Source organism: Pseudonocardia sediminis, assembly GCF_004217185.1.
In the GTDB taxonomy this organism is placed as follows: domain Bacteria; phylum Actinomycetota; class Actinomycetes; order Mycobacteriales; family Pseudonocardiaceae; genus Pseudonocardia; species Pseudonocardia sediminis.
On record NZ_SHKL01000001.1, the window covers coordinates 2,426,762 to 2,450,414 of the forward strand.

The window sequence follows — 23,653 nt, forward strand, 5'->3', positions numbered from 1 at the left end:
CCGGAACCGGGGTGCGCCCGCCCGTCGTCGGCGCCACGATGATCGCCATGTCCGCGGTTCCCGTCCTGCGTCCGGCCCGCCCGGCCGACCTCCCCGCGATCGGGGCGCTGATGGCGGCCTCGGTCCGCGCGCACTTCCCGTCGCACTACGACGCGCGCCAGACCGCCAGCGCCGCCGTCCACATCGCCCGCCCCGACCCCGTCCTGGTCGACGACGGCACCTACTACGTGCACGACGCCGGCGGCCGGATCGTCGCCTGCGGTGGATGGAGCGTGCGCGCCAAGCTGTTCGCCGGGCCGAGCGACGACCCCGACGACGACCCCCTGCGCCGGATCGACCCGGCGACCGAGTCCGCCCGGATCCGCGCGATGTTCGTCGACGACGGGTGGACCCGCCGCGGTCTCGGCCGCGACATCGTCGAGACGAGCGCCCGGGCCGCCGCCGCGGCCGGGTTCACCACGGTGGTGCTGGTCGCGACGCTGCCGGGGGTGGCGCTCTACGAGTCCTGCGGGTTCGTCGCCCGGCGGCCCGTTCCGATCGTGCATCCCGACGGCGTGCAGCTCGACGGGCTGATGATGGACCGTCCCGCCGCCGTCCGGCCGGGCTGATCCACCGCGGCGGCGGCGCCGGTAGCGTCGGCCGGCGTGATCACCGCCGAGGAGTCGGGTGCCGTCGCGGGCATCCTCGAACCGCTGCACTCGATGATCTACTTCGTACCCGAGGCCGACGAGCGCTACGTCGCCGCCGGGCTGGAGTCCGGCCGGATGGGGTACTTCGCGCCCCGGGCGGCTCCGCTGGGCCCGGTCGGTGCCGGGCTCGTGGCGGCGTTGTTCTACAACTTCGCCCCGGACGTCGTCGCGCAGTTCCTGCCCGCCGCCTGGTCGCGGGCCTCGCCGGCTGATCTGGTCGCGGCCCGCTACGACGCCGCCGACGCGGCGTTGCACCGGGTGTTCGGGGCCGAGGCGCTCGCGGCGCCGGAGATCGCCGAGGCGGCCGGTCTCGCCCGCACCGCGGCGCTCGCGTGCCCGGTGGAGGGCCGGCCGATGGCGGCGGCACTGCTGGACCTGGACTGGCCGGCCGCGCCGCACATGGCGCTCTGGCACGGCGTGTCGATCGTGCGCGAGCACCGCGGGGACGGGCACTTCACGGCGTGCGGGTCCCGGGGGCTGAGCGGGATCGAGGCGCTGGTGACGTTCACCGCGACCGGGACCGGCTACGTGATGCCGTTCGCGCGGGAGAGCCGCGGCTGGACGGGGCAGCAGTGGGACGACGCCGAGGCCGCGTTGCGTGACCGCGGCCTGCTCGACTCCTCCGGTGCGCTGACCGGGCAGGGGTGGGAGCTGCGGGCCCGGGTGGAGTCCGACACCGACGCCCTGGGGCACCGGCCGTGGGCCGCACTCGGCAGCGACGGCACCGCGCGGCTCGGCGAGGTCGGCGGCCGGATGGTGGCGGCGATGCTGGCCGGCGGGGTGTTCCCGGAGGGACGCTTCGGCCCGGACTCACCCCGCAACCCCGCCCGGGCCCGGCGGGGCTGACGGGCAGGGCTGACCGGGCTGGGCTGACCGGGTGGAGCCGACCGGGTGGGGCACGACCGGGCGCCTCCGCCCGGTCGCGGCAGCGGTCACCGGGCCGCGGCACCGACCACCCGGCCTCGGCTCCGGTCACCCGGCCAGATGCCCCCACCGGTGCGACAGCTCGTCCCACGGCCCCTCCGCGGCGATCCGGCCGTCCTCCAGCACGACGACCCGGTCGGCCCGGGCCAGGGCCGCCCGCGTGGTGCTGGCGCCGACGACCGTCGTGCCGCGGCGGCGCAGCGCCGCCCACAGCTCGATCTCGGTGCGCACGTCCAGGGCCGACGACACGTCGTCGGCGACGATCAGCTCGGCCTCGGTGGCCAGCGCCCGCGCCATCGCCAGGCGCTGCACCTGCCCGCCGGACAGGCGGATTCCGCGGTGCCCGACCATGGCGCCGGTGCCCCCGGCGGCGTCGACGTCACGGCCGAGCCGCGCGGCGTCGACCGACTCGGCGACCGGGCGCCGGTGCCCGAGGGTGATGTTGTCGTCGAACGTGCCCGACAGCACCCGCGGCAGCTGGGCCACGTAGGCGACCTGCCCCGGGCGGAGGAACTCCTGCGGGTCGGCGACCTCGCGGCCGTTCCACCGGATCACGCCCTCGTGCCCGACCAGCCCGGCGAGCCCCGCCAGCAGGCTGGACTTGCCCGATCCGACCTGCCCGGTGAGCAGCACCAGCGACCCGGCGTCCACGTCGAGGTCGACGCCCTCGACGCCGACCGTGCCGTCGTCGTGCACCGCGGTGACCTTCTCCAGCGACAGCCGCTGCAACGGCTCGCGGTCCACCGACGCCGGGGACGGCGCCGTCCCGGTGACGAGGTCGACCCCCGGCGGGAGGCGGGTGAGGTCCGCGGGACCCGCGAACGGGGCCACCGCGCCCAGCCAGCGACGGGCGATCGGAGCCTCGGTGACCACCGCCGCGCACACCTGCCCCAGGAACCCGGACCCGCTCAGCGCCGTCGTCACCAGCAGCGCCGTCGCCAGGCTCCAGGTCCCGGACAGGTGCAGCGACCAGGTGAGGACGACCGCGCCCTGCACCAGGAGTCCGGGCACCCCGTCGAGCAGGGTCCGGATCCGCTGCTCGCGGATGGTGGCCCGCACCCGCTGACCGTCGACCGCGTCCAGGTGCCCGCGGACGGCTCCGGTGGCGGCGGCGAGCTTGACCGTGCGGACGCCCTCCAGCGCCGACCCGAGCGCGGTCCCGAACCGGGCCCGCGCGTCGGCGGCGATCCGGCCCGCCCGACCGGCGAACGGCGCCCCGATCGCGGCGACCCCCGAGCAGAGCAGCAGGAACCCGCCGATCACCGCGGCGGCCCGCGGGTCCCCGGAGACCAGGCCGGTCACCAGCACGACCACGGCGGAGTTGATCACGTCCACCCAGCGGTCGACGTAGAGCACCATCCGGTCGGAGTCCAGGGCGCGGGCCACCACCTCACCGGGCGGTGTCCGGACCGGCCGGTGCTGCATGGTCTGCCCGCGCAGCACCGCGAGGCGCATCCGCAGCGTCGCCGCCGCCCACCACCGCGGGTAGGTACGGAACGCGATCGCGATCCACACCGGGAACAGCAGCAGCACGCCGGTCAGCGCCAGCGCGGGAACCCACGGGAGGGCCCCGTCCGTGGCGGCGCCCTCCTGCAGCCCCTCGACGACCAGGCCCCACAACCAGCCGGTGATCGCACCGGTCGCGCCACCGACGGTGGCCAGCATGAACGCCAGCCCGCCGAGCAGGCCCCAGCGCGGGTGCGCGACGAGGAGCCGCGCCACCGTGCGCCACAGCGGGGGAGGGGTGACCGACGGTGGCACCGCGGGCGGGCGCCGTACGGCACGTCGCATCGTTCCCGGACCGTCACCCGTCTCGTCCCGATCACTCCCGTCCGGTCGGTCCCCGTCCGTCCCGCGGCCGCCCGTCGCCGCGCGGTCGGCCCGGTCGGCCCGGTCGGCCCGGTCGGCCCGGTCGGCCCGGTCGGCGCCATCGTCTCCGGACCGGCCGCCGGTCTCGTCGCCGGCGTCGGCCAGCAGGTCGGCGAACCGGCCGGGGGTGACGGCCAGGCGGGCCCGCTCGCCCTGCTGGACCACATGTCCGTCCTCGAGCACCGCGACCGAGTCGGCGCGGCGCACGGTCGACAGCCGGTGCGCCACGACGATCCCGGTCCGGCCCTCCAGCAGCGCCTGTGCGGCCCGGGTGACCCGCTCCTCGGTGCGCGGGTCCATCCGCGCGGTGGCCTCGTCCAGGACGACGACGGCGACGTCACGGACCAGCAGTCGTGCGAACGCGACGAGCTGCTCCTCCCCGCCGGACAGCGTCAGCCCGCCGCTGCCGAGCCGCGTGTCGAGGCCGTGCGGCAGGGTGGCCACCCAGTCGGTGAGCCCGAGCGAGGCCATCGCGGACGCGACGCGTTCGCGCCCGACGTCGGCGAACAGCGTCACGTTCTCGGCCAGCGTCGCGGCCAGGATCTCGGTGCGCTGGGTGACGACGCCGACGGCGCCGCGCAGCTCGTCCAGCGCGACCGTGGTGACGTCGCGGCCCCCGAGCAGCACCTGCCCGGGTGGCGGCGCGATGGCTCGGGACAGCACCCGGGTGACCGTGGACTTGCCCGACCCGGTGCGCCCGACCAGCGCGCACGTGGTGCCCGCGGGGACGGTCAGGTCGATGCCGCGCAACCGGAACCCGCCCTCGTACCCGGCGGTCAGACCGCGCAGCTCCAGACCGGCGTCACCGGAGGGGAACGGGGCGCCGCCGTCGGGCTCACGGGCCGCCGAGAGCAGCGACGACACCCGGGTCAGCGCGCCCAGCCCGGCCTGGATCTCCGGCATCCGGTCGACGATCTGGTCGATCTGCCCGACGAACGCCGAGACCAGCAGCCACAGCGACACCAGGGCCGCGATCCCGCCCGGGTCGCCGGCCACCAGGACCACCCCGCCCAGGACCACGGCCCCGAGCAGCGCGTGCATGACGAACCCGGTGCGCAGCCCGACCACCGTGGAGGCACGGCAGGTGGCCCGCACCCGGTCCAGCACCACGGCGGCCCGGACGACGTAGCCGCGGACGACGTGTGGCTGACCGAGCGCGGTGCGCACGTCGTCCTGTCCCGCGACGGCCTCCTCCAGCTGCGCGGAGTGGTCGGACCAGGCGACCTCCTCGGCGACCTTGCAGCGCGCGATGAGCGGGGTCAGGGGCCGCGCCACGGCCACCACCAGGGCCGCGGCCAGCGGGAACGCGATCCACGCCGGCCACCAGACCAGACCCGCGACGATCCAGGCCAGCACCGACCGCAGCACGGCGCGCCCGGTCTCCCACCCGACCCGGCGCAGCAGCGTGCCCAGCTGACGGGAGTCGTCGTCGACCCGGTCGAGCAGCTCGCCGACAGCCTGGTCCTCCAGCGCGGTCAGCGGCTGGGCCAGCGCGGCGTCGAGCAGGTCGGCCCGCAGCCGTCCCTCCGCGCGTCCGACGACGGTGGAGAACACCACCCGCCCGACCGTGTCCAGCAACGCCGCCCCGAGCAGCAGCGCGCCGAGCGTCGCGATCAGCGCCGCGGTGGGGCCGGCGGCGATCCGGCCGGTCACCGTCGCCGCGGCCGTCTCCGCCGCGGCCGCCACGACGGCGACGACCGTCGCGAACGTCGCGGCCGGCCCACTCAGCCGTCGCCACGTCAGCGGCTGCGCACGCACGGGATCCTCCGGGGTCGACGGACCCGATCGCCCGGTCCGCCCGGAAGGTCCTGCTCCGACGCTAGCCCGGGGCACCGACAGAAAGCCGCCGATTTACGCGGCTCCAGCGCACGCGACCCCGCTCTCGGACGGTTTTGGGAAGGGATGACACCTGATGTGGTCGAAGACGTCCCGTGGCGCGGCGGAAGGACGGGTCCGCTCCGCATGCTGGCCCGGCACGGTGGGTGAGGGCGAGAGGGGATCCGATGGGGCACAAGTCGATCAGGAAGTGGACGGTGTGCGCGGTGGTCGCCGCGGCGGGGCTGACGCTCACCGCGTCACCGGCGCTGGCCGAGGACGCGCCGGTGCCGCCGCCGGCCACGTTCACCAGCACGCTGACCGCGTCGGCGACGCCGCAGACCGTCGTCGACGACGCCGGGAAGCCGTCGCCGGGGCAGACCGGGGCGAAGGGCACGTTCACCCTGAAGCTGAACAGCCAGATGAACATCGTCTGTTACGAGATCATGGTGATGGGGGTGACGCCGCCGTTCGCCAGCCCGGCGCGGACCGCGACGCACCTACAGGAGGGCCAGCCCAACGAGAGCGGCAACCCGCGGATGGTGTTCCCGGACCCGCAGGGCCCGCCCGGCGGACCGATGACCAGCAAGGGCTGCCTGCAGGGCCCGTTCACCACCGGCGTGATCGTGAACGGCGTCGACACCGGCACCGGTTTCGACGTCAAGAAGCTCGAGGCGAACCCGGCGGCATGGTTCGTCGACACCCACACCCAGCAGTTCCGCAACGGTGCGCTGCGCGGGCAGCTGTCCAAGACCGGCTGACCGCGCCGGTAAGGGAGTGGTCGGGGGACAGCCAGGTCCCGCCCGGCACGTCGAGGGCCCGGAGGCCCACACATCCGATCATCGAGCGGACACGCCGAAGAGGTCGTCGAGGTCGGCGACGCGCACTCTCGGAGGGCCGTCCGTCCCGGCTGCCGGGGCGGACGGCTCCGTGCGTCGGGGCGCGGGGATGCCGACAGTCGTGGGCTGACGACGTGGTGTGCGGGTCGGGTCGATCCAGGCCGGTGGCAGGAACTCCGGTGGTCCGTCGCGGATCCGGACGTCCCATCCGGGATGGTGGATCAGCCGATGATGCTGTCGACACAGCATCACCAGGTTGTCGATCTTGGTTTTGCCGTGTTCTTCCCACGGGATGACGTGGTGGACCTCGCACCATGACGGTGGCCGGTCACATCCGGGATGGGCGCATCCGCGGTCGCGGGCGATCACCGCCCGGCGGAGACCGTCGGGGATCGTCCGGGTCGCCCGGCCCACGTCGAGGGGCTGACCCTTCCCGTCGAACACGATGGGGATGACCGCGGAGTCACACGCCATCATCCGCAGCGTCTCCGGTGAGGTGCGCCCACCGAAGTCCAGCATCCCGGTCTTCGCGCGCTTCTCCAGGTCCTCCAGCGAGATGATCACCGAGATCTGCGGGCGACGCCCTCCGGTCTCCGGCACCAGCCCCGTCGGACCGTGCGACAACGCGAAGGCGCACACCTCGGCCAAGGCCTCGGCCTGGCGCTGCGCCGGCTCGCGAGTCTCGTCCGAGGAGGTGGGCTTGGACTTCGCATCGATCACCGTGGCGATCGTGTCGAACATGGCCGCGTCATCGAAGCGCCCAGTGATCTTCCCTCCCGGCCGGTTCCGATGCCGCACGATCCGCAGCTCGTTGACCTCGGGTTCGGGGCGGTCGTCGTCGGGCTCGGGACCGTCCTGGTCGAGCTTGTCGACCAGCGCCGTGCCCCACACCTGCAGCTCGTTCGGGGTGTACTCGGAGGTCTTTGCGCCGATCTGTGCTTCCGCGGCCGCCCACACCTCAGGGGACAACCGTTCGGCCGCGCGGGTCCCGAGGACCTTCGCCACGACCTCGACGTGACGCAGGCTCGTGCGTCCGGCGTCGAACACCTCAGTCGTGGCGGGCAGGCGCGGCGGCAGGACGGTGCCGTCGAGGGCGGTCCTGCCGACCACGTTCTCCGCGGCCATCGCGTGCCGGCGGGCCTCGAAGCGTTCTCAGCCGAGGAGGTCGGCGAGGGCGGCGGAGCTGGTCTTGTAGCCGCGGGAGGTGAACACGTCGCGCCGCTCGGCACTCGCGAGGACGTCGACGGAGAGGTGGTCGAGGCGTCGGCGGGCGGCCTCGCAGGCGATCAGGACGGTGATCTGTTCGGTGTCGCTCGCTCCGGCGGTGGCGGCGCGGAGTTCTTCGACGGCCTCGATGAGGCGGTCGTGCGCTGCGGCGACCCGGCCGGTGGACATGCCTCCATCATACTCGAACGTGTGTTCGCATCAAGGCCTGTCGTCGCAGCTCAGAGGCCACTCGGCGCAGAACCATGAAGCGCTGAGACCGCGCTGGGTGGTGGCTTCCCGCGGATCATCTGCTCGGAAGAGTCAGGGCCACCCGCACCTCGTCGACTACCGGGTTGCGGCGCTCCGGCGGCCCGTTCTGCCCGATCCGATACAGGCCCCGGAACACGAGAACGCCCCCGGGCAGAAGCTCGGGGGCGTTCTCGGTGCTACCGATACGAACGATCAGTCGAGATAGTCGCGCAGAACCTGCGACCGCGACGGGTGACGCAGCTTCGACATCGTCTTGGACTCGATCTGCCGGATGCGCTCACGGGTGACCCCGTAGACCTGGCCGATCTCGTCCAGCGTGCGCGGCTGGCCGTCGGTGAGCCCGAAGCGCAGGCGCACCACGCCGGCCTCGCGCTCGGACAGCGTCGCCAGCACCGACTGGAGCTGGTCCTGCAGCAGCGTGAAGCTGACCGCGTCGACGGCCACCACGGCCTCGCTGTCCTCGATGAAGTCACCGAGCTGCGAGTCGCCCTCGTCGCCGATCGTCTGGTCCAGCGAGATGGGCTCCCGGGCGTACTGCTGGATCTCCAGCACCTTCTCCGGGGTGATGTCCATCTCCTTGGCGAGCTCCTCGGGAGTGGGCTCGCGCCCGAGATCCTGGAGCAACTCACGCTGTATACGGCCGAGCTTGTTGATGACCTCCACCATGTGCACCGGGATGCGGATGGTGCGGGCCTGGTCGGCCATCGCGCGGGTGATCGCCTGACGGATCCACCACGTCGCGTACGTGGAGAACTTGTAGCCCTTGGTGTAGTCGAACTTCTCGACCGCACGGATCAGGCCCAGGTTGCCTTCCTGGATCAGGTCCAGGAACGCCATGCCGCGGCCGGTGTAGCGCTTGGCCAGGGAGACGACGAGACGGAGGTTCGCCTCGAGCAGGTGGTTCTTGGCGCGCTCGCCGTCGCGGACGATCCAACGCAGGTCACGCCGCAGCTGCGGGGAGACCTTCTCGCCGGCGTCGAACGCGCGGCGCAGACGCTCGGCGCCGTAGAGGCCGGCCTCGATCCGCTTGGCGAGCTCGACCTCCTCCTCGGCGTTGAGCAGTGCCACCTTGCCGATCTGCTTGAGGTAGGCGCGGACCGAGTCGGCCGAGGCGGTGAGCTCGGCGTCCTTGCGGGCCTGCCGCAGGGCCTCGGACTCCTCCTCGTCCCAGACGAAGTCGGCCGACTTCTGCTGCGACGAGCGGGTCGTCGGGGCCTGACGGTTGGCGCCGGTGTTGGTCTCGGCCTCGCCGTCGTCATCATCGTCGTCATCGTCGGCCACCACCTCGACGGCGGGGTCCGCGGCGACCTCGGCCAGGTCGGCCTCGATGTCGACGGCGACCTCCTCGACGAGCTCGCCGTCCTCGGGGGCCGCGAGCTCACCCTCCTCGAGCTCGACCTCCTCGGTGCCCTCGGCGGTCTTGGTCGCGCCCTTCTTCGCGGCGGGCTTCTTCGCGCCCCCACGGGTCGCCGGGCCGGTCTTCGCGGCCGGCTTGGCGGCGGTGCGTGTCCCGGGCTTGGCGGCCGTCTTGGTCGCCCCGGCCGCTCGACGGGTACGGGGTGCGGGACTCGACGTCTCCTCGACGGTCGAGTCGCTGCGTGCTGCGGAGTCTGCGGCTGCCACCTGGGCCCTCTCGCTACGTGCGCTGACGTGGTTCGATCCGATCGCAGGAGACCCGATCACCGTGTCCTCACCGCGGACGGCGGGGCACGTGCTGGTCGCGTGTGCGTCGGAATGTCGTTGTGTCATCGCCGCCTCGGTCGCCGGCGTTAGTGGAGGTCGCCGCGCGTCCCGGAGGTGGGGTGCCGTTCCATTGTAACTGTGCTGATGGACAGGGGGCGCACCTCACGCCACCCGCGCGTCACGAGACCGTCACCGGACGTCTCCGGGGGTCATCGCGAGGCACCCGGCGAGCGGTTGCGCGGCCGGTGCCGGGCCGTGATCGGATGGTCGGTGTGACCTCCTCCGACGCACGGCCCGATTCCCCCGACACGCTGCGCGCGGTGGCCGAGCAGGTGGCCGTCGAGGCGGCCGCCCACCTGCGGGAACTTCCCGCGCCGAGCTCCGGGACGGGGGGCGCCGACGTCAGCACGAAGAGCTCGCCGACCGACGTCGTGACCGCCTCCGACGCCTCGGTCGAGCGCTTCCTCACCGAGCGGCTGGCCGTGCTGCGGCCGGGGGAGACGGTGTACGGCGAGGAGGGGGCGGGCGACGTCGCGTCGGCGCGCTGGGTCGTCGACCCCATCGACGGGACGGTCAACTACCTGTACGGCCTGCCCTGGTACGCGATCTCGGTCGCGGCCGTCCGCGACGGCGAGACGGTGGCCGGCGCCGTCGTCGAGCCCGCGTCCGGGCGGGTCTGGACGGCGGCCCTCGGCGGCGGCGCCACGTGCGACGGCGTGCCGCTGGCCGTCACCGGCACCGACGACCTGTCGCTGGCCCTGATCGGGACCGGCTTCGCCTACCAGGCCGACCGGCGGGCCCGGCAGGCCCGGATGGTCGCCGGGATGCTGCCGCGGGTGCGCGACATCCGCCGCGCCGGTTCGGCGGCGCTGGACCTGTGCGCGGTCGCCGCGGGATGGCTGGACGGATACGTGGAACACGGAAGCCACTGGTGGGACTGGGCGGCGGCGTCGCTGATCGCCCGCGAGGCCGGGGCGCTGCTGCACATCGCGGGCGGCCCGGACGATCTCGGCGCCGACGCCGCGGGCCTGGGTGACGACGTGTCGCTGGCCGCGGCACCCGGTGTCGCGCGGGCGCTCGCGGAGCTGGCCCTCGCCCACGGGGCCGGCGAGGTCTGAGCCCCGCCGGCGGGCGGCCGGGCTCAGGTGCAGCCGTTGTCCCGGGCCTGCTGCAGGGCCGCCGGGTCGACGGCGGGACGGCCGCTCTCCCCGGCCGGCGCGGCCAGCTCGTCGAGGACGTCGCGCGCGGCGCGGCCGGGGGCGACGTCGGAGAACGCCGCCCCGATCACGACGTCCACACCGGCGCCGGTCCGGTCGTCGCGGACCATCTCCACGCACGGCATGACCAGCGCGAGTGTCTCCGCCGCTCCCTGACCGGACGGGCCGAACCGGAGCTGGCCGAGGCAGTCCATGTCGCCGTCGGGGTACTGCGGGTCGTTCGTGGGGCTCGAGGACTCCTTGAACTCCAGGTCGCCGAGCTGGGCCGAGACCAGGTTGGCCTGGCCGCGCTGGCCACCGGCGTTGAGCACCTGGAAGCGGACGTCGGTGGGAGCCACCGGGGCAGCGGTGTCGAGCTCGGCCCGGTCGATCACGGTGCCCGGGACGGGCCCCGTGGCCGGCGGGGTGCAGGTGGTGTCGGCGGGACCGCCGGAGGTGGTCACCAGGACGACGACCCAGGTCGCGGCGGCCAGCAGGAACAGCACCGTGGCGGTCGCGATGATCGGGCGGGAACGCCGCCGCTGGTACGGGCGCGGGGAGGTCATCGCGCGTCTCCGATCCCGTGGTCGAGGATGTGGTGCCCGAGGGCGACGAGCGGTCCGACCGCGTCCTCCAGGCCTTCGGCCATGTCGGCCGGCACGGCCCCGGCGCGGACCCGGGACAGGATCCCGGCCAGCACCACGGCCAGCTTGAACGCCCCGAACGCGACGTACCAGGGCAGGGGCCCGACGTCGAGGCCGGTGCGCTCGGCGTAGGCCGCGACCAGCTCGTCGCGGGTGGGGAAGCCGGGCAGACGGGTCGGGCTCGGGATCTGCTGCGCCTCGCGCCAGACCGGGCCGTCGCCGTCCTGGGGCCAGTAGACGAGCAGCAGGCCCAGGTCGGCCATCGGGTCGCCGAGAGTGGACATCTCCCAGTCCAGGACGGCCAGGATCGTCCCCGGGTCGCCGGAGTCGTAGACGCAGTTGTCGATCCGGTAGTCGCCGTGCACGACGGTGTGGCGCTGGGTGGCGGGCACGTCGGCGGCGAGACGCTCGGAGAGCCGCGTGAGCTCGGTCTCGGTGCGCTCATCGGTGGCCGACGGGGCGTCGGTGTCGTCGCGGGCGGCGGCCCACTGCTTGCCCCAGCGGCGGATCTGGCGCTCCAGGTAGCCGTCCGGGCGTCCGAAGTCGCCCAGGCCCACCGCGGCCGGGTCGACCTCGTGCAGCGCCGCCAGGACGTCGATGAGGGCCTTCCCGGCCCGTGCCCGGTCCGCCTCGGTGTCCGCCCAGCCGGCGGGGAGGTCGTCGAGCGGGACGACGCCGTCGACGAGCTCCATCACGAAGCACGGTGCGTCGACCGGGGGCCCGTCCTCGCGGTGGGCCAGCACGGCGGGGACCGGGACGCCGGTGCCGGCGAGCGCGGAGATCACGCGGCTCTCGCGTTCCATGTCGTGCGCGGTCTCGGCGACCGAGCCCACCGGCGGGCGGCGCAGCACCACCGCACCGGCTTCGCTGTCCACCCGGTAGGTCAGGTTCGACCGGCCCGCGCCGACCGGGGCGAGGGTGCACCCGCGCCACCGCTCGTCGTCCAGCTCGGTGGCCAGGAACGCCCCCACCGACTCCGGGTCGGCGCCGGGGGTCGGGTCGGATTCGGGCGGTGTCGCCGAGCTCGTTGCCACGGGGCCCGACCCTAGTGGTGCAGGGGCCGCCGGGCCCGCAGCGACGCCGGTCGCGCGCCTGGGTTACCCTCCCGGCCGCCGGTGGTGGACGCACCGCTCCGGGCGGCTCCGTCGTGGTCAGTGCGATCCGGTGCCCGCCCGAGTAGGGCCGTTCGGCGGTCTCTCCGTGGATGGTGAGACCGGCGTCACTCCGACCATCGGGCACAAACCTTGCGTCCGCGACGTTCCTCAGCGGCACGCAGAAACTTACGAGTGTGATCGACCAGCAGCGAACTGGGCCGGTGAGCTGCGCAAACTGTGAATGGCAAGGGTGGACCCATGGCGACCGACTACGACGCCCCACGACGGAACGAGGCCGACGAACTGGCCGAGGACTCGCTCGACGAGCTCAAGGCGCGGCGTAACGAGGCCCAGTCCGCGGTCGTCGACGTCGACGAGACCGACACCGCGGAGAGCTTCGAGCTGCCGGGTGCGGACCTGTCCGGCGAGGAGCTCACGGTGAACGTCCTGCCGAAGCAGGCGGACGAGTTCACCTGTGCGAGCTGCTTCCTGGTGCACCACCGGAGCCGCCTGGCGAGCTCCAAGGGTGGCCAGTACATCTGCCGCGACTGCGCGGCCTGACCGCTTCCCTCGTCCGGCCCCGGTCCTCCTCGGACCGGGGCCGGACGTCGTTCAGGAGGTCACGGTGCCGCGTTCCAGCGCGGCGACGAGATCGTCCGGGCGGCGGGTGCTGACGACCCAGTACGGGGCCTCGGAGGAGGGGTCTGTGATCTCGATCCGGACGACGGTCGGGATCCAGGCGCGGTGCAGGACCATCGCGGTCGGGTCCAGCTGCGGGCCCAGCGCGTCCTGCTTCGCGAACTTCTCCGCGACGACGTCGGTGCGCCCGATGTGAGCCAGGTCGACCGCGGCGTCACCGACGGTGAGCGTGCCGCCACGGACCAGGACCCGGCTGCGGCCGAGCCGCCACAGCGCCAGGACGCACAGCGGCACCAGGATCAGGTAACCGATCCACGACCGGACGCCCGGATACCCCATATGGATCTCCGCGCCGAGCAGCAGTCCCAGGCCGACGGCCGGTAGGTACCACCACGATGGCACGGATAACCGCTCGTCGAACGCAGCAGGGCCGGACGTCGCAGAACCCACCGGAGACGGCTGCTTGTTCACGAACCCAGGGTAGCGTCGCCCGCCGTGCCCGGTCCTCTCCCCGCTCCCCAGGACGAGCCACTGGTCGCACCGTCCGTCGACGTGCTGCTGACCCGGCTCGACCCCGACCTGCCGCCGCCCGCGTACGCCCGGGCGGGAGATGCAGGGGCCGACCTGGTGACCGCGCAGGACGTCACGCTCGCCCCCGGTGAGCGGGCACTGGTCGGAACGGGTGTCGCGGTCGCGCTCCCGCCCGGCTTCGCCGGTTTCGTCCACCCCCGCTCGGGCCTGGCCGCGCGCAGCGGCCTGTCCGTGGTGAACGCCCCGGGCACGGTGGACGCGGGCTACCGCGGGGAGATCAAGGTCTGTCTGATCAACCACGACCCGGCGCAGACGCTGGTGCTGCGACGCGGTGACCGGATCGCGCAGCTGGTCGTGCAGCGGGTGGAGCACGCCCGCTTCGTCGAGGTCGCCGAGCTCCCGCCGTCCGCGCGCGGGACCGGCGGCCACGGCTCGACCGGCGGCCACGCCGGTCTGGGCGCCGTAGGAGGACGCTGATGCCCGGACGTTCACGCGGTCGGCCCATGTTCGACGTCCGGCCGGAGACCGGCACCGGCGACGAGGAGCTCTACCCGGGCTATCCCGGCTACGGCGAGCCCGCCGAGCCCGGTGACGTCTACGACGACCACGACTCCCGCGAGCGCGAGTCGGCCCGGGTGCGGGGTGCCGGACCGTCGGGCACCGGACGGGCCCGGGCGGTCGCACCGGCCCGCGGGCGAACCGACGTGAACGGCCGCACCGGCGCCGCACCGGCGGACCCCCGCGGCGGCGCCCCCCGCGGTGGTCCCGGACCGGACGGGCGGTGGGACGAGTCCGAGCCGCCCCTCTACGGGGGCCGGCCCGCGGCCGCCCGCGACGACCGCTACGACGACGAGCCCCTCTACGCCCGCGACTACGCCCCGCAGGGCCACGACTTCGGCGACCCCGACGACGACCCGCGCGACCGCCCGCCGAACGGGCGGGCCCCGGTCCGGCCGGAGCCCCCCGCTCCGGTCCCCGACGACGAGTACGACGACGACTACGAGGACGAGGACTACGACGACGAGGGGTACGACGAGGAGGACTACGACGACGACGAATACGGCGTCGGCGACGCCCCCCTCTCGGTCCCGCCGCCCGGTCGCGACGGGCGTCCGCTCGGGCCGGCCGACGTCGAGGAGCTCGACCCGTCGATGACCGACGCGCTGGCCCGCGTCGACCTCGGGTCGATGCAGGTGCCGGTGCCCTACGGCGCCGAGCTGAAGCTGGAGCCGACCGACGGCGGCCGCCCGCAGGCGGTGCACCTGATGCTGCCCGAGGGCCGGATCGCGGTCAGCGCGCTGGCCGCCCCGCGGTCCTCCGGGCTCTGGCACGAGCTCTCCGCGGAGATCGAGACCTCACTGCGCAACGGTGGTGCCCGGGTCCGCAACGCCCAGGGCGACTGGGGCCGTGAGCTGCACGCCCGCACCGAGAACGCCGCGTCGGTGTTCATCGGCGCCGACGGCCCGCGCTGGATGGTCTACGGCGTGGCGACGGCGTCACTGGACACCGTCGACGCCCTCGACGTGGAGCTGCGACGGGTCATGCGCGGCGTCATCGTCGTGCGCGGCAAGCTGCCCTACCCGCCGCGGACCGTGCTGCCCCTGACGCTGCCGGAGCACCTGGCCGAGAAGCAGCCCGAGGCCGCGAAGCCGAAGGGCGCGAGCATCACCGTCTCGGTCCCGGCCGGGTCGACGACGACCGGCGCGACCCCGCGCCCGGGTGCGACCGGCTCGACCCCCGCCCCGGCCCCGTCCGGTGCTCCCGTCGCGCCGGCCGCGGTCGCACGCCCGAACGGCGCGCCGGTCCGCGAGCCCGCCGCGGCACGCGCCGAGGGGGACCCGGTCGCGTCGACACGCTCGATCCCGCAGGTCGCGCGACCCGTCCGTCGCGACCCGGACGCCCCGGTCCGCCGCCCCGTCGAACGGCGCCCTGCCGATGGCCCCGACGCGCCCACCACCCGGACCGGCGCCGCACCACGGGTCCGGCGCGAGTCCGCCGCCCCGGTGGCCGGTACCCGCCCGCCCGGCCGCGACGCCTACGAGCCCGCCGCCGGACCGGCCGCGGCGACCGGACGGCTGTCCGTCCCGCCGCGCGAGGGTGCCGTCCCGCCGCGCGAGGGTGCCGTCCCGCCGCGCGAGGGTGCCGTCCCGTCGCGCGACGGGGCCGTCCCCTCCCGCGACGGTGCCGGGCGGCCTGCCGACGTCCGTGACGACGGGTACCGGTCCGGCCCCGCCGACGACCGCCGGGGAGCCTCCGCCGACCGCTACGACGACGGGTACCCGGACGACCGCTACGCCGACGGCGACGACGGGGGCCGGTTCGCCGACGACCGGTACCCGGACGACCGGTTCGCCGACGACCGCCGTGCCGACGACCCGGTCGCAGGCCGTTCCGCCACCGGCCGCCCCGGCGCGCGTGGCGACGCCGCACGGACAGGGGGGTACCGGTCCCGGGGTCCCGCCGACCGGCCGGGTTCCGCACCCGACCGGCGTGAACCGGCGTCGTCGGGCTCGTACCGCGCCGAGCGTCGTGATCCCGCCCTGCTGTCCGACCCGGTCCGCCGCGACCCGGCCACGTCCGGGTGGAACCGCGCGGTCGAGGTCCCGGACGAGCCGGTCCGCTCCGGCGGGTTCGACGCGGTCCCCGAACCGGTCGAGCCCCCGGTCCGCCGCGACCCCGCGGTGACGGCGCTCTCCCCGGCCGACCTGGTGCCGGACCCGGCGTCGCTGCGCTCGAGCACCTCCCGCTCGAGTACCTCCCGCTCGGGCACCTCCCGCTCGGGCACCTCCCGATCCGGTACCGACCGCTCCGGCGAGCCCCCGCGCCGTCGCCGCGCCGACCGCCCCCGGGGCGGCCGCGACCTCACGCCCGCCGCGGACCTGCTCCGCGACGCCGGTGAGCCGGCGCCCGGCCCGGACCGGTGGTCGCCGGCGGACGACGCCACCCCGCTCGAACCCGGCACCCCGCTCGAACCGACCCCCCTCGAGCCGACCTCGCCCGAGCTCACCGTGCCGGGCCGGATGGCGATCGAGGACATCCCGCTGGTCGACGTCCCTCTGCTGGACGCCGAGCTGGACGCGGAGCCCCTCCCGGAACCGCCCCTGGTCGAGCCGTCTCTCACCGAACCGTCCCGCACCGAGCCGCCCCACACCGAGGCGTTCGCCGACCCCGTCGCGGCGGCCCTGCCGCGTCGCCGTCCGCGGGCCGGGACGAACGGCGCGTCGCGCCCGGCCCCGGGTGCCGGTCCCGACACCGCTGCCGGCGGACGGCGTCGTCGCGGGGACGCCGAGGCCGTCGACCGGCCCGCGGACGCGTCGCCCTGGATGTCGGCGGAGATCGCCGCCCGGCCGGGCGGACGGCACGCGCGTCCCGGGGGACACCGCGACCCGGACGCCACGACCCGCTCGCCGCTCGACCCGGAGCCGCCGCGCAACGGGTCCCGCGTCCCGCTGACCGACTGGCGGGACACGTCGGCGTACCGCGGGTCCGGCCACGACGCCGACGGCGGCGACCTGTTCAGCTCCCCGGCCGAGGCGGGGGAGCGCTACCGCCGCAACGGCAACGGTCACCACCCGGACGCCGACGGCGGCGGGCCCGCACCGGGCGACGACCCCACGGGCCCCGCGTCGGCCGTCGACCCCGGACGCCATCGCCGCTGAGGGTGCCCGCCGGTCCGCCGCCGACGGACCGGCGGACGTCGGCGGGCCACCGTTCACCGTGGCGGAACGGGTGACCCACGGAGCCCGGGGAGCGGGCACAAGAACCGGTTCGCGGGCGTTACCCTGGTAGCGCGAGAGCACGACACGAGTCGGATCGCGACACGAGCGAGGGGACTCCGACCGGGTCGGGGTCCGCGCCTGGCCGAGGAGAGACATGGGCAGCACGGATGGCGGGACGTTCCGCCGGATGCTCCGCAAGCTCACCAGCGACGTCGAGGAGCTCGACGCCCGTGACCTGGCGGAGGACGCCGAGGACTCGGGAGCCCGCGCCGCGAAGGACTGCGCGTGCGGCGAGGAGGTCATGATGCTGGGCCGGATCCGCAGTGTGGAGCTGTGCCCGCAGAGCGCCGAGGCGACGCTCCGGGCGGAGCTGTTCGACGGCACCGACGGCGTGACCCTGGTCTGGATGGGCCGCCGCCGGATCCCCGGGATCGAGGCCGGCCGGACCATGCGCGTCCGCGGGCGGCTGTCGGTCCGTGACGGGCAGAAGGTGCTCTACAACCCGTACTACGAGATCTGTCAGGCGCAGTGAGCGAACCTCACCCCGACAGCACCCCGACCACCCGGTTGCCCCGGATCGACGCCGACACCCCGCCGCCGGACGGACGGCCCCGGGCCGGTGCCCGCCCCGGCGAGCCGGTGTCGGCGCCCGCCGAGGTGACCGGACCGACGGAGTCGATCGCGGCGCAGCCCGGTGCCGGGACCACCGGCGAGACCCCGGGGCGCACGGCCACCGGCCCGACGCTGATGGACCAGATGGGCGGGATCTCCGGGATCGTCGCCTCGACCGTCCCGGTGGCGGTGTTCGTGGTCGTCAACGTGATCACCTCGCTGCGCCCGGCGCTGTACGCGGCGATCGCGGCCGGTGTCGTGGTGCTGATCTGGCGCCTGGTGCGCCGCGACCCGATCCAGCCGGCGATCTCCGGCCTGATCGGCGTCGGGATCTGCGCGCTGGTGGCGAACCAGACCGGTGAGGCCCGCGGCTTCTACCTGCCCGGCCTGCTCTACAGCGGGTTCCTGGCGCTGGTCGCGCTCGTGTCGGTGATCGTCCGCTGGCCGCTGGCCGGGGTGATCTGGCACGGCATCAACGGCCACGGCCAGGAGTGGCGCTCGGACAGGCGGCTGCTCAAGGCCTACACCTGGGCGACCGGCATCTGGGCCCTGGTGTTCGGCCTGCGGGTCGTCGTACAGGGCCTGCTCTACGACGCCAACGCCGAGAACGCGCTCGGCATCGCCCGGCTGGCGATGGGCTACCCGCTGTTCGGCGTCGCCATCCTGGCCACGATCCTGATCGTCCGCCGCGCCGAGCGGGCCGGTACCCCCACCGCGACCTGACGCCCGGCGCCCTGGGCCGCGACCCAACGCCTACACCCCGGCGTCGGGGAACCGCATCAGACGTCGAGGGCGGAGCGGATCTCCTCCTCGACGGCGGCGGTGGCCACGAACAGCAGCTCGTCGCCGGCCTCGATCGCGTCGTCGGGCTGCGGGACGATCACGCGTCCGCCGCGCAGGATGACCACGAGCGCCGAGTCCGGCGGCAGGGCCAGCGAGCGCACCGGACGCCCGGACAGCGGCGTGGGGTCGGGGAGCGTGACCTCCATCAGGTTCGCCTGACCCTGACGCAGCGTCAGCAGCCGGACCAGGTCACCGACCGCCACCGCTTCCTCGACGAGCGCGGCCAGCAGGCGCGGCGTGGACACCGCGACGTCGACGCCCCAGTTCTCGGAGAAGAGCCACTCGTTGCGGGGGTCGTTGACCCGGGCCACCACCCGGCGCACCCCGAACTCGGTCTTGGCCAGCAGCGACACCACGAGGTTGACCTTGTCGTCGCCGGTCGCGGCGATGACGACGTCACAGCCCTCGATGCCGGCCTCCTCCAGCGAGCTCAGCTCGCAGGCGTCGGCGTGCACCCACTCGGCGTCCTCGACGGCACCCGGGTCGATCTGGGTGAGCTCACGCTCGATCAGCATCACCTGGTGCTCGGACTCGACCAGCTCGAGAGCGATGGAACGCCCCACCGCGCCGGCTCCGGCGATCGCGACCCGCATGCCTACTCCTCCTCGGGGGCCGCCGCGGCGGCCGCCGTCACGTCCGACACGGTGCCCGAGCGGGCGGCCACGTAGACGGTGTCCTCGGCCTGCACGGTGGTGTCCGGGCCCGGCAGCACGCCGGTGCCGAAGCGCACGATGAACGCCACCCGCGACCCGGTGGCCTGCTCCAGCTTGCGGACCGGCTGGCCGGCCCACTCCTCGTTCAACGGCAACGGCAGCACGGCGACGGTCCCGGTGGGCTCGCGCCACGCCGTCGCGACGCCGTCGGGCAGCAGCATGCGCAGCAGCCGGTCGGTCGTCCACGGCACGGTGGCCACGGTCGGGATGCCCAGGCGCTCGTAGACCGCGGCCCGCTTGGCGTCGTAGATCCGGGCGACGACCCGGCCGACGCCGTAGCTCTCCCGGGCCACCCGGGCGGCGATGATGTTGGAGTTGTCCCCGTTGGAGACGGCGGCGAACGCGTCCGCGCCCTCCAGCCCGGCCTCGTCGAGGACGGAGCGGTGGAACCCGAAGCCGACGACCTGGCGTCCGCGGAAGTCCGGGCCCAGCCGGCGGAAGGCCTGGGGATCGCGGTCGATTACGGCGACCTCGTGTCCGAGGCGCTCGAGACCGGCGGCCAGGGACGAGCCGACCCGGCCGCATCCCATGATCACGACGTGCATGGCGTGGATGGTCCTTCCACGGGTCGTCGGGGCTGGTTCCTCACCCGCGGGAGCGGACCCGCACGTGCCGCGCGCACGCTATCGCGAGCACCTGGGCGGGGGGAGCATAGGCTGCGCACCGTGTCCAAGCTCGCCGTCGCCCTGAAGCGGCTCGTGGTCGGACGGCCGCAGCGCAGCGACCGCCTGAACAGCACGTTGCTCCGTAAGCGCATCGCCCTGCCCGTGTTCGCCTCGGACGCGATGTCGTCCGTCGCCTACGCCCCCGAAGAGATCTTCCTGACGCTGTCGGTGGCGGGCGTCACGTCCTACGCGATGTCGCCGTGGATCGGCCTGGCCGTGGTCGTGGTGATGCTGACCGTGATCGCCAGCTACCGGCAGAACGTGCACGCCTACCCCTCCGGGGGCGGCGACTACGAGGTCGCGACGGTCAACCTGGGCAAGAAGGCCGGACTGACCGTGGCCAGCGCGCTGCTGGTCGACTACACGCTCACCGTCGCGGTGTCGATCTCCTCGGCCGCGGCGAACATCGGGGCGCTGGTCCCGTTCGTCGGTACCCACAAGGTGCTGTTCGCCGTGGTGGCGATCGCGTTGCTCACCGCGGTCAACCTCCGGGGCATCCGGGAGTCCGGGACCGCGTTCGCGATCCCGGTCTACGCGTTCGTCCTCGGCATCGCGGCCCTGCTGATCTGGGGCCTGACCCGGATCGTCATCTTCGGCGACGAGGTCCGTGCGGCGAGCGCGAACCTGGAGCTGGTGGCCGAGGGCGACCAGTTCACCGGTCTCGCCCTGGTCCTGCTGATCCTGCGCTCGTTCACCCAGGGTGCGGCGGCGCTGACCGGTGTCGAGGCGATCAGCAACGGCGTCCCGGCGTTCCGCAAGCCGAAGTCGCGCAACGCGGCCACCACGCTGCTGATGCTGGGCACGCTGTCGATCACGATGTTCATGGGCCTGATCGCGCTGGCCCAGGCGACCGGGGCGAAGATCGCCGAGGACCCCGCGCGCCAGTTCCCGGACGCGCCACCCGGATACCGGCAGGACACGATGATCGCCCAGCTCGCGGACGCGGTGTTCGCGGACTTCCGGCCCGGGTTCTTCTTCGTGATCGTGACGACGGCGCTGATCCTGGTGCTGGCCGCGAACACCGCGTTCAACGGGTTCCCGGTGCTCGGCTCGATCCTGTCCCAGGACCGCTACCTGCCGCGGCAGCTGCACACCCGCGGCGACCGGCTGGCGTTCTCCAACGGCATCGTCGTGCTCGCGTTCCTGGCCATCCTGCTCGTCGTGGGGTTCCAGGCCGAGGTCACGAAGCTGATCCCGCTCTACACCGTCGGGGTGTTCGTGTCGTTCACGCTGTCCCAGATCGGGATGGTGCGGCACTGGAACCGGGCGCTGGAGGAGGGGCCCGAGGCGGCCGAACGGGCGAGGATCCGGCGCAGCCAGGCGATCAACGGGTTCGGCGCGGCGATGACCGGTGCCGTCCTGGTCACCGTCCTGATCACGAAGTTCACCCTCGGCGCGTGGATCGCGATCGTGGCCATGGCCGGGTTCTTCGTGCTCATGCTGGCCATCCAGAAGCACTACGACCGGATCTCGGCCGAGCTCGTCGCCGACGAGTCCGACGACGTCCTGCCCTCGCGCAACCACGCCGTCGTGCTCGTCTCCACGCTGCACAAGCCGACCCTGCGGGCCCTGGCCTACGCGCGCGCGACCCGGCCGGACATCCTGGAGGCGGTCACGGTCAACGTCGACGACGCCGACACCAAGAAGCTGGTCCGGGACTGGGACAAGCGTGGGATCCCGGTGCCGCTCAAGGTCGTCGAGTCGCCGTACCGGGAGATCACCAAGCCGGTCCTGGACTACGTGAAGCGGATTCGCAGCGACTCCCCGCGCAACGTCGTGACCGTCTACATCCCGGAGTACGTGGTCGGGCACTGGTGGGAGCAGGTCCTGCACAACCAGAGCGCGCTGCGGCTCAAGAGCCGGCTGCTGTTCCAGCCCGGGGTGATGGTCACCAGCGTGCCCTGGCAGCTGCGCTCGTCCGAGGGAGCCCGCGGGCTCAGCCCGCTGGAAGCGCCGGGGGCGTCGCGCCGCGGGTACCCGTCGGGGGCCCAGCTGCCGGGGGAGAGCCGCGGTGGCGGAGCGTTGATCGGCGGGGGGCTGCGGCCGGATGCGCCGAGCACCCCCGCGAGGACATCCACGACGAAGTCCGCCGGCGGCAGGCCGGGCGCGGGCGGGACCACCACCACGGGGACGACCCCCACCGGGAAGAAGGACAGTTGAGCGAGCTCGCGACCGAACCACCGACCGGGCGCGCCGTCCTGGACTGGACGGACCGGGTGCTCGAGCTGGAGGTCGGTGCCGTCGCGCACGGCGGGCACTGCGTCGCCCGTGCCGGTGAGGACGGCGAGCCGTCCGACGACGGGCGGGTCGTGTTCGTCCGGCACGCGCTGCCCGGCGAGCGGGTCCGTGCCGTCGTCACCGAGGACCCGGGCGGCGCGTTCTGCCGGGCCGACGCGGTCTCGGTGCTGCGCGGGTCGGCCGACCGGGTGCCCGCTCCGTGCGAGTGGGCGCGTCCGGGCGCGTGCGGGGGATGCGACTTCCAGCACGCCACCCCGGCGGCCCAGCGCGCCCTGAAGACCGACGTGCTGCGCGAGCAGCTCGAACGCCTGGCCGGACCGGCCACGGCGCACCTGCCCGAGGTCCGGGTCGAGGAGCTGCCCGGCGGGCCGCTGGGCTGGCGCACGCGCGTCCGTCTGGCCGTCGACGCCGACGGCACGCCCGGCCTGCGCGCACACCGCAGCCACGACGTGCTGGCGGTCGCCGACTGCCCCCTCGCCCCGACCGGCTCGCTGCCGCCGGTGCTGGCCGGCGCGTTCCCCCCGGGCGAGGACCTCGAGGTGACCGTCGACGCCACCGCCCAGGCGCACCTGCCGATCGACGGGCCGGTCGCCGCGCACGCCGCCGGCCACCGCTGGGACCTGACGCCGGGCGTGTTCTGGCAGGTGCACCCGTCACTGGCTCCGACGCTGGCCGGGATCGTCGGTGACTGGGCCGCCGCCCCGTCGGGCGGTGTCGCCTGGGACCTCTACGGCGGCGTCGGCGTGCTCGCCGCGGTGCTGGCCGAGCAGGTCGGGCCGGGAGGGCGGGTGACGGTCGTGGAGTCCTCCCGCGACGCCGTCGCCGACGGCCGTCGTGCGCTGGCGGGCCTGCCGCAGGTGGACTTCCGGATCGGGCGGGCCGAACGCGAGGTCGCGCGGCTCGAGGACACCCCGGACGTCGTCGTCACCGACCCGCCGCGGGCCGGGCTGGGACGGGCGATGGTCGCCGCGCTGGCCGCCCGCGGACCCGCGCGGATCGTGCACGTGGCCTGTGACCCGGCGTCGCTGGGCCGCGACCTGGCCCTGTTCGCGATGCAGAACTACCGGGTCACGGCGCTGCGCGCGTTCGACGCGTTCCCGATGACCCACCACATGGAGGCGGTCGCGCTCCTCGAGCGTGTCTGACCCGCCGTCCACGTCCGGCGTGTCCGGGTTGTCCGGCTGTACCGTGTACCGGCGGCGGGAGATCCCGCCGCGTCACCCAGGAGGACCCATGCCCGGCCTGTTCAGCAAGATCTCCCAGTTCCTCAAGAGCCCGCAGGGCCGCAAGGTCACCGACCAGGCCAAGCGCTACGCCTCGGACCCCAAGAACCGGGAGAAGATCCAGGGCATGCTGCGCAAGCGCGGCGGCGGTGGCGGCGCGCCCCGGCACTGAGGCCCTGAACCGGGCCCCGGCGCCGGGCCCCGGCCCTGCGCGGGCGGTAGCGTGATGATCTCCGGGGAG

The 23,653-nt window shown here is 74.5% G+C and carries 21 protein-coding genes; 12 read left to right on the forward strand and 9 right to left on the reverse strand.

Translation table 11 applies throughout. The annotated features are described in order from the left end of the window. Positions 1-47 precede the first annotated feature (47 nt). Both EV383_RS11320 and EV383_RS11325 read left to right on the forward strand, forming a co-directional pair. On the forward strand, positions 48-608 hold the full coding sequence (locus EV383_RS11320; protein ID WP_130289882.1) for a GNAT family N-acetyltransferase: 561 nt from the start codon (positions 48-50) through the stop codon (positions 606-608). Between the two features lie 36 nt (positions 609-644). Beyond that, the gene (locus EV383_RS11325; RefSeq protein ID WP_207223490.1) at positions 645-1,535 is read left to right on the forward strand and encodes an SCO6745 family protein; all 891 of its coding nucleotides are present in this window, start codon (positions 645-647) and stop codon (positions 1,533-1,535) included. Between the two features lie 126 nt (positions 1,536-1,661). On the opposite strand, the gene EV383_RS32615 is transcribed toward EV383_RS11325, so the two are convergent. Next, positions 1,662-5,240, reverse strand: a complete 3,579-nt coding sequence (locus EV383_RS32615) for an ATP-binding cassette domain-containing protein (protein WP_130289883.1) — start codon at positions 5,238-5,240, stop codon at positions 1,662-1,664. A gap of 245 nt (positions 5,241-5,485) precedes the next feature. Here EV383_RS32615 and EV383_RS11335 point away from each other — a divergent pair, with 245 nt between their 5' ends. Beyond that, complete coding sequence (locus EV383_RS11335; protein ID WP_130289884.1) at positions 5,486-6,058, forward strand: CHRD domain-containing protein; 573 nt, start codon at positions 5,486-5,488, stop codon at positions 6,056-6,058. Positions 6,059-6,136: 78 nt separating this feature from the next. Here EV383_RS11335 and EV383_RS11340 read toward each other — a convergent pair whose 3' ends face one another. From EV383_RS11340 to EV383_RS11350, 3 genes are all read right to left on the reverse strand, one after another. Further along, the gene (locus EV383_RS11340) at positions 6,137-7,261 is read right to left on the reverse strand and encodes an HNH endonuclease signature motif containing protein (protein ID WP_130289885.1); all 1,125 of its coding nucleotides are present in this window, start codon (positions 7,259-7,261) and stop codon (positions 6,137-6,139) included. 27 nt (positions 7,262-7,288) lie between these two features. Further along, positions 7,289-7,531: a hypothetical protein gene (locus tag EV383_RS11345; RefSeq protein WP_130289886.1), complete on the reverse strand. Its 243-nt coding sequence runs from the start codon at positions 7,529-7,531 to the stop codon at positions 7,289-7,291. Between the two features lie 273 nt (positions 7,532-7,804). Continuing rightward, positions 7,805-9,277, reverse strand: coding sequence for an RNA polymerase sigma factor (locus EV383_RS11350; protein WP_130294250.1), 1,473 nt, complete (start codon positions 9,275-9,277; stop codon positions 7,805-7,807). A gap of 281 nt (positions 9,278-9,558) precedes the next feature. Here EV383_RS11350 and EV383_RS11355 point away from each other — a divergent pair, with 281 nt between their 5' ends. Next, a complete protein-coding gene (locus EV383_RS11355; protein WP_130289887.1) occupies positions 9,559-10,413 on the forward strand; it encodes an inositol monophosphatase family protein in 855 nt (284 codons plus the stop codon). Positions 10,414-10,436: 23 nt separating this feature from the next. Here EV383_RS11355 and cei read toward each other — a convergent pair whose 3' ends face one another. Both cei and EV383_RS11365 read right to left on the reverse strand, forming a co-directional pair. Next, positions 10,437-11,057: an envelope integrity protein Cei gene (gene cei, locus EV383_RS11360; protein ID WP_130289888.1), complete on the reverse strand. Its 621-nt coding sequence runs from the start codon at positions 11,055-11,057 to the stop codon at positions 10,437-10,439. Continuing rightward, positions 11,054-12,169, reverse strand: a complete 1,116-nt coding sequence (locus EV383_RS11365) for a phosphotransferase family protein (protein WP_130289889.1) — start codon at positions 12,167-12,169, stop codon at positions 11,054-11,056. The genes cei and EV383_RS11365 overlap by 4 nt, the downstream gene beginning before the upstream one ends. Positions 12,170-12,487: 318 nt before the next feature. Here EV383_RS11365 and EV383_RS11370 point away from each other — a divergent pair, with 318 nt between their 5' ends. After that, positions 12,488-12,790 (forward strand): DUF4193 domain-containing protein, encoded by a 303-nt coding sequence (locus EV383_RS11370; RefSeq protein WP_130289890.1) that lies wholly within the window; start codon positions 12,488-12,490, stop codon positions 12,788-12,790. Between the two features lie 51 nt (positions 12,791-12,841). On the opposite strand, the gene EV383_RS11375 is transcribed toward EV383_RS11370, so the two are convergent. After that, on the reverse strand, positions 12,842-13,339 hold the full coding sequence (locus tag EV383_RS11375) for a DUF3093 domain-containing protein (RefSeq protein ID WP_130289891.1): 498 nt from the start codon (positions 13,337-13,339) through the stop codon (positions 12,842-12,844). Positions 13,340-13,363: 24 nt separating this feature from the next. Between EV383_RS11375 and dut the strand changes: the two genes are divergently transcribed. From dut to EV383_RS11395, 4 genes are all read left to right on the forward strand, one after another. After that, the gene (gene dut / locus EV383_RS11380) at positions 13,364-13,876 is read left to right on the forward strand and encodes a dUTP diphosphatase (protein WP_207223492.1); all 513 of its coding nucleotides are present in this window, start codon (positions 13,364-13,366) and stop codon (positions 13,874-13,876) included. 26 nt (positions 13,877-13,902) lie between these two features. Further along, positions 13,903-17,058, forward strand: a complete 3,156-nt coding sequence (locus tag EV383_RS11385; RefSeq protein WP_130289892.1) for a DUF3710 domain-containing protein — start codon at positions 13,903-13,905, stop codon at positions 17,056-17,058. Positions 17,059-17,272: 214 nt separating this feature from the next. Then, the gene (locus EV383_RS11390; protein WP_130289893.1) at positions 17,273-17,650 is read left to right on the forward strand and encodes an OB-fold nucleic acid binding domain-containing protein; all 378 of its coding nucleotides are present in this window, start codon (positions 17,273-17,275) and stop codon (positions 17,648-17,650) included. After that, positions 17,647-18,453: a DUF3159 domain-containing protein gene (locus EV383_RS11395; protein WP_242623029.1), complete on the forward strand. Its 807-nt coding sequence runs from the start codon at positions 17,647-17,649 to the stop codon at positions 18,451-18,453. The genes EV383_RS11390 and EV383_RS11395 overlap by 4 nt, the downstream gene beginning before the upstream one ends. Before the next feature lie 56 nt (positions 18,454-18,509). On the opposite strand, the gene EV383_RS11400 is transcribed toward EV383_RS11395, so the two are convergent. Continuing rightward, positions 18,510-19,166 (reverse strand): potassium channel family protein, encoded by a 657-nt coding sequence (locus tag EV383_RS11400; protein ID WP_130289894.1) that lies wholly within the window; start codon positions 19,164-19,166, stop codon positions 18,510-18,512. Positions 19,167-19,168: 2 nt separating this feature from the next. Further along, on the reverse strand, positions 19,169-19,831 hold the full coding sequence (locus EV383_RS11405) for a potassium channel family protein (protein ID WP_130289895.1): 663 nt from the start codon (positions 19,829-19,831) through the stop codon (positions 19,169-19,171). A gap of 120 nt (positions 19,832-19,951) precedes the next feature. Here EV383_RS11405 and EV383_RS11410 point away from each other — a divergent pair, with 120 nt between their 5' ends. The 3 genes from EV383_RS11410 (at position 19,952) to EV383_RS31125 (ending at position 23,584) form a co-directional block, all read left to right on the forward strand. Continuing rightward, positions 19,952-22,111, forward strand: a complete 2,160-nt coding sequence (locus EV383_RS11410; RefSeq protein WP_130289896.1) for an APC family permease — start codon at positions 19,952-19,954, stop codon at positions 22,109-22,111. Continuing rightward, on the forward strand, positions 22,108-23,334 hold the full coding sequence (locus EV383_RS11415) for a class I SAM-dependent RNA methyltransferase (RefSeq protein WP_242623030.1): 1,227 nt from the start codon (positions 22,108-22,110) through the stop codon (positions 23,332-23,334). The genes EV383_RS11410 and EV383_RS11415 overlap by 4 nt, the downstream gene beginning before the upstream one ends. Before the next feature lie 88 nt (positions 23,335-23,422). Continuing rightward, complete coding sequence (locus EV383_RS31125; protein WP_165438308.1) at positions 23,423-23,584, forward strand: hypothetical protein; 162 nt, start codon at positions 23,423-23,425, stop codon at positions 23,582-23,584. The last annotated feature ends 69 nt before the right edge of the window (positions 23,585-23,653 follow it).